This window comes from Clostridium sp. CAG:221 (genome assembly GCA_000435835.1).
Lineage (GTDB): Bacteria > Bacillota > Clostridia > Clostridiales > Clostridiaceae > Clostridium.
Genome location: FR883379.1, coordinates 1 through 11127, shown reverse-complemented (window position 1 = coordinate 11127; position 11127 = coordinate 1). Strand labels below are relative to the sequence as shown.

Genomic DNA, 11127 nt, shown 5'->3' with positions numbered 1-11127 from the left:
TTCAAAGACCATTATCTCCGTCGCCCTCAAGCGACTTTCTTATCTTATCACCGGAAGTTTATTCTGTCAACAACTTTTTAAAAAGTTTTTCTCAGAAGTTATTTTCCAATTTCGCAAAGTTACTTGCTAGATATTTATCTATGTTTTATCTCTGCGACGTGTTATATCTTAACATTATTATTCTTCATTTTTCTATCTTTTATTATTAATTTAAGCATATTAATCTTAATTTATACTGTTTTTCTCTATTTTTCTTAATTTATCTATATAAGATATGCAAGGTAACGTTTTTGACTATTTTTATGAAATTATTGGCATTTTTATTATTAATACTTATAATTCATATTGTATAAACTAAAATTAAGAGGTGATTTAATGACTAATGTATTAGCAAAAGACTGGTATTATTTATTGAAAGACGAATTTAAAAAAGATTATTTCTCCAACCTAAGGAATTTTCTCAATGATGAATATAAGCATCATATTATTCATCCTGATAAGGAAAATATATTTAATGCTTTAAATTTCACACCATATGAAAATATTAAAGTAGTAATATTAGGCCAGGATCCTTACCATGGAATGAATCAGGCTCATGGATTAAGTTTCTCGGTAAATCCTACTGTTGCCATTCCTCCTTCTTTAAATAATATATATAAAGAATTAAATAACGATTTAGGTTGCTATATTCCTAACAATGGATATTTAAAAAAATGGGCTGATCAAGGTGTTTTACTTCTTAATACTGTTCTTACTGTAAGAGATGGTGCAGCAAATTCTCATAAAAATAAAGGCTGGGAACAACTGACAGACAAGATAATACAATTGATAAATGAAAAAAATGACCCTGTTGTTTTTATCTTATGGGGTAATAATGCAATTCAAAAGAAGTCCCTAATAACTAATAATAAGCATCTGATATTAACATCTACTCATCCTAGTCCATTATCAGCCTTTAGAGGATTCTTTGGTAGCCGACCATTCTCAAAAACTAATGATTTCCTTATGTCTATAGGCAAACCCCCTATAGATTGGCAAATAGAGAATATATAAGATACATAAATTTTCATTCTTGTTTATATATAAAAATAGGAGCCTTATGAAAATAACTGTTCATAAGACTCCTTATCTATAGAATAAAGCAAAATAAGCTTCTATATTATTTCTTTTTAAACTTTTTATAAGTAGAATATATTAAACCACTTATCATTCCAATTACTCCTCCGGCAGCAAATGTAAAAATTATATTTCCTAAAAAGGCTCCCGCAAAAATTCCTATTCCAACACCTATAGCTATTCCTTTAGTTAAATATTCATAACCCTCTTCTGATAACATAAATTTTTCCATTCTAACTACCCTCTCATATTTATCTCTTAATACCAATTAATTATATCTACACTTTATTACAAATTTATTTCCTATACATTAATATAAAATTACTTTCTATAAGATAACTATAAATCTTTTTTTCTAACTTGTAAAGAGTTATGCAATAACTCTTTGTATATTCTTTATTAACTTTTTCAATTTATATCCATGTAATTTTATAATTAATCTATTAGTATTATATTATTGCCTTTTATCTTTAATTTATATCAACTTAACATAGTGTTATTATATTTTTTATAAAAAAAGATATATTAAAACTCTACTTTTAAAATAGTGATCTAATATATCTTTTATAACTAATGAATATATATTTAAGTATAAAAAAAACAGCTTATTATTTAATAAGCTGTTTACCTGGTGGCTCGACCAGGAATCGAACCAGGGACACGAGGATTTTCAGTCCTCTGCTCTACCGACTGAGCTATCGAGCCTCAACAACTTTATTATAGTATATTATTATAATTATGTCAACATTTTTATTTATATTATTTTTTTCCCCTTAATATACCATCTCTCAAACTTCTTTTTACACATTAAGCATTATTTTATTGGCTCTAAATATACTTATATTGTACAAATTATATTATGGAGGAAATCTTGATATTATTATTTTTAATTTTAATAGGTGGCACAGTTGCCTTATACTTTTACTATGATAATAAAACATCTTTATTAAAAAGGCGGCTTGTAATATTGTCTTCTCAATATGCTAAATTAAAAGAAAATTCTCTTTCTCAATGCACCACTAAAGAAATTAAAGCTAAATTTACAACTCCTTCTATCACTGATGCTTTATTAAATAAAGACAGCAAAATATATTTTGCTCCAGGCTTTGAATATCCTGTACTACTGACTTCATCAGAATCTATAGATGTTAAAATTTTAGATTCTGTTTTCATTGATTCTTTAACTTGGTATTATATTTCTCTACCATGCTCTAATATAAATAATAGAGGTTGGGTACAAGAAATGAATATTTATCCAAAGTAACTTATTAATAATATATATGCTACTTATTCATCTATCTACTGAATACATAATATATAGTGAGGTAAGTAGCATATTTATTGTAACTAACTAAAAAAGCTCATATAGATGATATATATTGCTATTATTAAGATAAATGGCAAGTTTATTGCATCCTTTATACTTTTCATAAAACATTTTTTTAATCGTACTTCTTCTCTTGTTATTATATTTCTTGTTACATTTAATAGTATAAGCTTCTTAAATATAAAATATATAGCTACAAAACAAATTACAGTTAAAATAGCATAAAAGAATATTGCTCCTAAAATTACTGAATTAGGTAAATCAGTCAAAGTAATTTCACTTGCTACCTGTAATTCTTCTTTACTAGCAGGCAATAAATCCGTTAACTTTGACATTGTTACCGATGTACCATTAATGATGAAGTGAATAATCATACTGGAAAATATACTTTTAGTAATTCTAACAACTAAGGCTAATATAATCCCTAATGCCACTGCATATAAAAATTGTTGTCCGTCTAAATGCATAATTCCAAAAAATAATCCTGTAACTACTGCCGATACATAAATATTTTCATCATCATAGCCAGCTAACACCACTCCTCTAATGGTTATTTCTTCAGTTATAGCTGGCATAACAGCAAACAATAGCAAAAATAAAAGATATGGAGTATCTATAATAGCTGTAATCACTGTAGCCACATTATTAGGAAATACCAATTGTGATATTAAAGAAAGTAATGTAACCATTGGTTGACAGACAAATGCTAATAATATTAATAATAGTGCATCTTTAAAATAAAGCTTATTAAACTTTAAAGTATCCCTAATATTTCTTTTTGATAATAATAAATAAATAATTGCTGGAATTATAAATATAGTCAAATGAGTAATAAACAATTTCATTCTATAATCTGTAATATTAAAAAACTTAAATAAATATGCTAATGGATAAGCCATAAAAATCCCTAATAGCAATATAACTAAAAAGTATATGTTGGCCTCCTTGGACTTTCTCAAAAACATTCCCCCCTAACTACAAATCTGCTTTACAATAATGTATATTTATAGTTTTATATGATAATAATATAAATGAAGTTGATAAAGCTTCATAATTAATCGCCTCTCCCCCATTTTATTTATATACAAGATAATCCCCTTAATCATTTGATTAACGGGATTATCTTTTCTTATTCCCTACAATATCCCTTTTCAATAATTTTTAGTCTTAACAAATTTAATGCATTCATAGTAGCTCTTTCTCTAATCTTATCTCGCTCTCCTTGGAAGATAAACTTTTCTACTACAGTTTCTCCTTTAAAGCATACTCCTATATATACTAAACCTACTGGCTTTTCTTCTGTTCCACCCCCTGGTCCCGCAATACCAGTTGTAACTACTGAAATATCTGATCCACATTCTCTACATATGCCTTCTGCCATTTCCCTAGCAGTTTCTTTACTTACTGCACCATATAAATCTAAGGTTTCCTTCTTAACACCAAGTCTTCTCACCTTAGCTTCATTGGAATATGTAACAGCACCTTCAAGAAATACCTGTGAAACTCCTGGATATGATATTAACTTAGCTGCAATCATTCCACCTGTACATGATTCAGCTGTAGAAATGGTTAAATTACTTTTACACAGCATTTCTGCAACCTTATGTTCAAGGGTAATTTCCCCTTCCCCGTATACTTTTTCCTTAAGTTTCTTTCTGACTTCTTCTTCCACAGGCTTAATTAATTTTAAACATTCCTCTTCAGTTTCTCCTTTGGCAGTTATCCTCAAACTAACATCTACACCTTTGGCATAAGGAGCAACTGTTGGGTTTTTTCCATTATCGATAAGATAAGCCAACTCTTCTGCCATAAAGCTTTCACCTATTCCAAAAATTCTTAACATCTTTGATCTGATCACACAATCTGTTAATTTTTCTAAGTAAGGAAGTGCTTGCTCATTAAACATACTTTCCATTTCTTTTGGAGGCCCTGGCAATATTATCATTTTCTTATTTTCCTCTTCAATAATTACACCACTTGCTGTTCCACAACTATTAGGCATTATTATTGCACCTTCTGGAAAATATGCCTGCTTAACGTTATTTCCTTTTAATTCACGACCTTGCTTATTAAAGTATTTCTCAATGCTTTTTAAGGTATCTTCATCAAGCTTTAATTTTTTATTGAAATACTTTGCTGCTGATTCTTTAGTAATATCATCTTGTGTTGGTCCTAAACCACCAGTAGTTATTATAAGATCGCTTCTTTTATACGCTTCATCATATGCTCTTAATAATCTTTCTTCATTATCACCAACTACCTGTTGATGATATACATCTATTCCTAAATTAGCAAGTTCTCTAGCTAAATATTGTGCATTTGTATTTACTATATCACCCAGCAATATTTCTGAACCTATTGCTATTATCTCAGCTTTCATATCTTTCACCTCAATTCAATTTACTTATAATTGAATTATACCATCTATATCCAATTAATTAATTATAAAATATAAATTTAATTTATATATTCTTATTTATTCACAAATTTAAAATCCCTAAAGCTTAAAGCTCTAGAGATATATTATTTATACTTATTAGCATTAATATAATAACCTCCAAGTGTATCAATTCCTTGATCTATTATTACAAAATTCCCTTCTCTTAACATCGAAGTAATTATATTTATGTGCTGTTTATTTGATGCATCTAAAGTAATTGTAAAATTATCATTTTTATCAACTATTCCCATATAGTCATATATATCACTATATTCTCCTAGTCCTAGCTTTCCCTTTATATCCATTCTATAGTCAGGCATATTTAATATCCTCCTACTACTTTAGTCCATCTATATTTTTACTCAATAATAATTTATGTAAATAAATTATATTTTATTCATATAGAAATACAATTTATTAGAGAATAAGAGGTGGAGTATAATTCCACCTCTTATTATTTTAAGCTTCTGCCTTTAAGTTCTTTGCTTCATTTAATATTTTTGCTAGTTCTGATTCTGGTACTTCTTCATATCTACTAAAGGTACTTACATAGCTTCCTCTTGCTTGAGTCATAGCTCTTAATGACGTAGTGTAATTAAACATTTCAGCCATAGGAACTTCAGCAATAACTTTTTGTTCATCACCAACTTGTTCCATTCCCATAACTCGACCTCTTTTTTTATTTATATCACCCATTACATCACCCATATATTCATCTGGAACCATAATTTCTACATTCATTATAGGTTCCAACAAGATAGGCTTTGCACTTTCTAAGCCTTTTTTGTATGCTATGGATGCTGCTATTTTGAAAGCCATTTCTGATGAGTCCACAGGATGATATGAACCATCATACAATATTGCTCTGACTCCTATAACAGGATAGCCAGCCAAAACACCACTAGACATACATTCCCTTAATCCTTTTTCTACTGCTGGTATAAAGTTTCTTGGAACAGCTCCACCTACTACTTTATCAACAAAATCTAAATCAAGTTCACCATCGTTTCTTGGTTCAAATTTTATCTTAACATCACCATATTGACCATGTCCTCCTGATTGTTTCTTGTGTTTTCCTTGAACATCAGCCTTACCTTTAATAGTTTCCCTATATGGAACCTTTGGTGTCTGTAAAATAACCTCTGCTCCAAATTTATTTTTTATTCTACTAGCTATTACTTCTAAGTGAGTTTCTCCTAATCCCCAAATTATAGTCTCTGCATTTTCTTTATCTCTTTCAATTTTAAAAACAGGATCCTCTTCATTAAGCTTAGATAGAGCCAAAGAAATCTTTTCTTCATCACCCTTTGCTTTAGGAAGTATTGCCATTGGCATAACTGGTACAGGAAGATTAATCTTATTATATTTAATATTAAGCTCTTGACTACATAAAGTATCACCAGTTGATGTAAATTGTAATTTAGCTACTGCGCCTATATCTCCTGCAATTATTTCATCAGTAGCAATTTGATTTTTTCCTCTCATAAAGAATAAATGAGATAGTTTTTCTTGTTTACCACTGCTAGTATTCTTCACTACTGTATCTCCATTTAACTTTCCAGTAATTACTTTAAACAATGAAATCTTTCCTACAAAAGGATCCGCTATAGTCTTAAATACGTAAGCTGAAAATGGCTTATCTTCTTCAATCTTCATAGAAATTTCATCACCAGTATCTATATCAATTGCTTTATGAGAAAGTGAGTATTTAGGTGATGGGAAACATCCTATAATGTTTTCCAGCATTGATTGAATACCAATTACTTTTGTAGCACTTCCACATAATACAGGAGCTATTTCTCCGTCAGAACATCCTTTAATAAGCCCTGAATATATATCTTCATCACTAAGTTCTCCATTTTCCAAATATTTTTCTAACAATTCTTCATCAGTTTCAGCAACTGTTTCCATTATAATTTGTCTACATTCATTTACTTTATCAATAAGATCTGCAGGAATATCTATACTTACCATTTTTTTGGTCTTATTATCTAATTTAAATGCTTTTTGTGAAATAATATTTACTACACCAATAAAATTATCTTCTTTTCCAATTGGATATTCTATAGGTACTACGCCAATTCCAAATTTTTCTTTCATTTGTTCTAATGTCTTATCAAAATCTGCATTTTCCCTATCCATTTTATTTATAAAAAATGCTCTTGGAAGATTTATTTTATTACAATACTTCCATGCTTTTTCTGCTCCTACTTCAACACCTGATACAGCACATACTACAATTGTTGCTATATCTATAGCTTTCATTCCTTGTATCATTTCGCCTTCAAAATCAAAATATCCAGGCATATCAACTATATTAATCTTTGTATTATTGGATTCAACATAAGCTATAGAAGTCGATAAAGAAATACCTCTCTTCTTTTCTTCTACTTCGTAATCCATTACAGTGGTTCCATCTTCATTTTTTCCAAGTCTATCAGTAGTGCCTGTATAATACAGTAATGCCTCAGCCAATGATGTCTTTCCTGTAGCACCATGTCCTATCAACCCTACATTTCTTAAATTTTCAAAATTGTAGTTTTTCATGATATCTTAGATAATACTTGCTCTAAGTACTATCCTTCACCCACCTTTCTTATATATAGTGTTAGTATATTTATAATTAAAACCATTTAACTTAATAAATATCTATTAAATTTTTATGTTTTAATATGTTCAAATAGTACAAGCCTCGTAATATTTCCAAAGTATTTTATTTACTTCCTATTGTTATAAAATTATTCCCTTATTTAATAGTATTTATCCCTTTTAATTTACATTGCTTATTATTTATTATTTATTATTTATTATTTAACCTTAGACCTTACCCCTAAATTATTTTTAAGTACAAAAAAGGAACTATATCTATCTGATATAGTTCCTTTTAATCATGAATAATTCTTAAAAATATTTGTAATCTATTTATACAGCTTGTACATTAATTCATCATTCATATTTCATAATTATATTAAATTCCCATTCCTACTCCTGGTCCTAATGGAAGTCCTAAAACAAACCATACTACTAGTAGTAATGACCATCCTATTAAGAATATCATTGAATAAGGTAACATAGTTGAAATTATAGTTCCTGCTCCTGATTCATCATCATATTTTTGTGCAAATGCCACTATTAATGCAAAGTAACTCATTAATGGTGATATTAAATTAGTTGATGAATCTCCAATTCTGTATGCCATTTGAGTAAGAGCTGGTGAATAACCCATTTCCATTAACATTGGCACAAATATTGGTGCCATTATTGCCCATTTAGCTGAAGCTGATCCCATGAATATATTTATAAATGCTGCAACAATTATAAATAATAATATTAACGGAATTCCTTTTAACCCTATATTCTTTAATAAGTTTGCTCCCTTAACAGCTATTACAGTCCCCATATTTGTATAGCTGAAGTATGCTACGAATTGAGCAGCAAAGAATACTAATATTATGTATGATCCCATAGAAGCCATACTTTTACTCATTAAATTAACTACTTGATTACTATCTTTTATTTCTCTAGCACCAATTCCATAAGCAATCCCTGGAATTAAGAATAGTAAAGAAATAATAACAACGATTGATGACATAAATGGTGATGTAAGAATTTCTCCTGTTTCAGGATTTCTTAATACCCCACTCTCTGGTACAACTAATAATGCCATACCTATTAAGAATAATACTAAAGCGATTCCTGCAAATCTTAATCCTCTTTTTTGTTCAGCAGTTAAATCTGCTAATGTTTCAGTTACAGATCCCTTATATTTACCTAACTTTGGTTCAACTATAAATTCTGTTACTATTGTTCCTAAAATAGTTATTAGGAATGTTGATGCTATAATAAAGTACCAGTTATCAGTAATTCCTACAGTTGTAGTAGCATCTGCCATTTTAGCAGCTTCAGTACTGATTCCAGATAATAAAGCATCTGTTGATCCAACCATAAGGTTAGCACTAAATCCTCCTGATACCCCTGCAAAAGCTGCAGCGATACCTGCTAATGGATGTCTTCCAAAACTCATAAATACAACAGCACCTAAAGGTATTAAAACTACATATCCTGCATCTGATGCTATACTTGACATTACCCCCGCAAAAACAACTACTAGAGTTATTAATCTTTTAGGTGTACTACTTACTAGTTTTGTTAAGCAAGCTCCTATTAATCCTGATCCTTCAGCTACACCTACACCAATTATTGCAACAAGCACTGTACCTAATGGTGCAAATCCTGTAAAGTTTGTTACTGCTGAAGTAAACATATATCTTATTCCTTCAGGACTAAGCAAACTTACAATTGATGAAGACATTTCTTTTATTTCATTTGTTGATCTATCTAATCCTGTATAAGTAACTGATACACCTAATTTAGCACATATATGTGACACCACTGCTATTATTACACATAATAATAAGAAAATAATTGCTGGATGTGGTAAGGCATTTCCTACTCTCTCAACAGTACCTAGAAAACCTTTTTTCTTTTTGTTCTCATTCATCCCATACGCCTCCTAAGTTTTTTAAATTTGATTTTGCAATTTGTTTTTTTTAAAATTTCATTTGCTATGTTTTCATTATATATTGATATAATAACAAAATCAAACATTTTTTTTAATTTTTTCATTAATTATATACATTTTTACTATTTATATGTTAAATAATACAAGGAATAATAGAATATTTATAACTTATTATATGTTTTTTTAACGATTTAGTTATTCATAATTATATTTTTTCAAAAAAAAAAAAAACTACTAATAATGCAATTTGACATTATTAGTAGTTTCATTGGTTAAATTTTTATCATGTTTTTAACCTTATAAAACAAATTATTAACTATAGAAGCTGCAATTCCTCCACAAGTATCTATAAAAACATCCTTAATTGCTGCACTTCTTCCTGGTACAAAATACTGATGAAACTCATCTGAAGCAGCATAAATTATAACTCCCATAATAGAGTACAAGATTATCTTCTTACTGTGAATGTAATTCTTAATTACATTAAATAATAAAATATATAAAACAAAGTATTCACTAAAATGCGCTGATTTTCTTATAATAAATGTTATTTTACTTATATTATCTTGTGATATCTCAATACCGATTTTAGATAATAATAATACTATTTTACCACTTTGGCCAGATGATACTTGTCCTGTTTGTTGAGACATATAAAATATAAAAACCATCCATGATAATAATAATATCCATGAAATTAATTTCTTCTTTTTCTTCTGCTGCTTCATTACTTCTCCTACCCTCTAAATCATTTGTTACATAACTTAACTTATTAATTCTTTTCAACTAAATACTTATTAATATATGCCAGTGACTCCTCTAATATATTTTGACTTCCTTGCAAATCCTGTATTTTTACTTCCATACCATATATTCTTTGTTCAATTTTGTATAAAAGATCTTTAACATCATTTAATACTTTTGTTTCATATGATACTTGATTTCCATCTATATCTATATATATCTTCTCTGGAGGTGAGCCACACTTTGAACATTTAAGGTAAACATTATTGTTTTCTGTATCTCTATAAATTTTAAAACCATCATTATTACACTTTGAACAAATTGATAACATAATAAAATCATAATAATTTGTATCTAAATAGTATTCACTTGAGCAATTTTTGCATATTAATTTTAATCGTCCATCCTCTGATTCTATAGAAAAAATATTTCCACTACATCCTTCCTTTTCACAAACCACAGTTCTTATCACTACGATTCCTCCTTATACTTATCCCAATATACTCTTATCATCAATTATTATGCATTTGATTATCTATATATTACTCATAGTTTAAAATATATTTTCAAAAACTCTCTAGTTTTATTTTAGCTATCTAACTTCCATTACATTTTCACTAGCTAATCTCTTTTCTATATTCTTTATTTTCTCATCTACTATATTTGTGTTTTTTCCCAGCAACACTAATTCTCTTTTTGCTAGTTTTAATTCAACTATCATTTTCTCTAATTCAGTCCTTTTTTCCATACATTCACATCCCTAATTTTTTATAAAAATAATTATAGAATTATTTCATAATTGACTTATCTTTATAATAGTGTATACGTGCCTTAATATAATTATATATTATATTTAAATAATCTGTATAAATTTTAAAATATTTTTTTATTCAATTTACGACATATTATTTTCAATTAAAATTTCGGATAAAACAAAAAAGCTACGAAATAATTCGTAGCTTTATGGTGGAGATAAAG

At 28.3% G+C, this 11127-nt stretch carries 11 protein-coding genes and 1 tRNA gene; 2 read left to right on the top strand and 10 right to left on the bottom strand.

Features of this window, described 5'->3' with window-relative positions:
• Positions 1-375: 375 nt before the first annotated feature.
• The gene (locus Q5O44_RS03460) at positions 376-1053 is read left to right on the top strand and encodes a uracil-DNA glycosylase (protein ID WP_022166993.1); all 678 of its coding nucleotides are present in this window, start codon (positions 376-378) and stop codon (positions 1051-1053) included.
• Between the two features lie 106 nt (positions 1054-1159).
• On the opposite strand, the gene Q5O44_RS03455 is transcribed toward Q5O44_RS03460, so the two are convergent.
• Together Q5O44_RS03455 and Q5O44_RS03450 are read right to left on the bottom strand one after the other, a co-directional pair.
• Positions 1160-1348 (bottom strand): hypothetical protein, encoded by a 189-nt coding sequence (locus Q5O44_RS03455; protein ID WP_022166992.1) that lies wholly within the window; start codon positions 1346-1348, stop codon positions 1160-1162.
• A gap of 397 nt (positions 1349-1745) precedes the next feature.
• Positions 1746-1821: transfer RNA gene (locus Q5O44_RS03450), tRNA-Phe, on the bottom strand.
• 166 nt (positions 1822-1987) lie between these two features.
• Between Q5O44_RS03450 and Q5O44_RS03445 the strand changes: the two genes are divergently transcribed.
• Positions 1988-2380 (top strand): hypothetical protein, encoded by a 393-nt coding sequence (locus Q5O44_RS03445; protein ID WP_022166991.1) that lies wholly within the window; start codon positions 1988-1990, stop codon positions 2378-2380.
• An 83-nt stretch (positions 2381-2463) separates the two neighbouring features.
• Here Q5O44_RS03445 and Q5O44_RS03440 read toward each other — a convergent pair whose 3' ends face one another.
• From Q5O44_RS03440 to Q5O44_RS03405, 8 genes are all read right to left on the bottom strand, one after another.
• The gene (locus tag Q5O44_RS03440) at positions 2464-3408 is read right to left on the bottom strand and encodes a CPBP family intramembrane glutamic endopeptidase (protein WP_302637307.1); all 945 of its coding nucleotides are present in this window, start codon (positions 3406-3408) and stop codon (positions 2464-2466) included.
• A 164-nt stretch (positions 3409-3572) separates the two neighbouring features.
• Complete coding sequence (locus tag Q5O44_RS03435; RefSeq protein WP_022166989.1) at positions 3573-4823, bottom strand: competence/damage-inducible protein A; 1251 nt, start codon at positions 4821-4823, stop codon at positions 3573-3575.
• 143 nt (positions 4824-4966) lie between these two features.
• Positions 4967-5203, bottom strand: a complete 237-nt coding sequence (locus Q5O44_RS03430) for a hypothetical protein (RefSeq protein ID WP_022166988.1) — start codon at positions 5201-5203, stop codon at positions 4967-4969.
• 139 nt (positions 5204-5342) lie between these two features.
• Complete coding sequence (gene fusA / locus Q5O44_RS03425; protein ID WP_022166987.1) at positions 5343-7430, bottom strand: elongation factor G; 2088 nt, start codon at positions 7428-7430, stop codon at positions 5343-5345.
• A gap of 421 nt (positions 7431-7851) precedes the next feature.
• Positions 7852-9384: an AbgT family transporter gene (locus Q5O44_RS03420; RefSeq protein ID WP_022166986.1), complete on the bottom strand. Its 1533-nt coding sequence runs from the start codon at positions 9382-9384 to the stop codon at positions 7852-7854.
• A 293-nt stretch (positions 9385-9677) separates the two neighbouring features.
• The gene (locus tag Q5O44_RS03415; RefSeq protein ID WP_022166985.1) at positions 9678-10133 is read right to left on the bottom strand and encodes a VanZ family protein; all 456 of its coding nucleotides are present in this window, start codon (positions 10131-10133) and stop codon (positions 9678-9680) included.
• Between the two features lie 44 nt (positions 10134-10177).
• Positions 10178-10621, bottom strand: coding sequence for a hypothetical protein (locus tag Q5O44_RS03410; RefSeq protein ID WP_022166984.1), 444 nt, complete (start codon positions 10619-10621; stop codon positions 10178-10180).
• Positions 10622-10741: 120 nt separating this feature from the next.
• On the bottom strand, positions 10742-10897 hold the full coding sequence (locus Q5O44_RS03405; RefSeq protein WP_022166983.1) for a hypothetical protein: 156 nt from the start codon (positions 10895-10897) through the stop codon (positions 10742-10744).
• Positions 10898-11127: the final 230 nt, after the last annotated feature.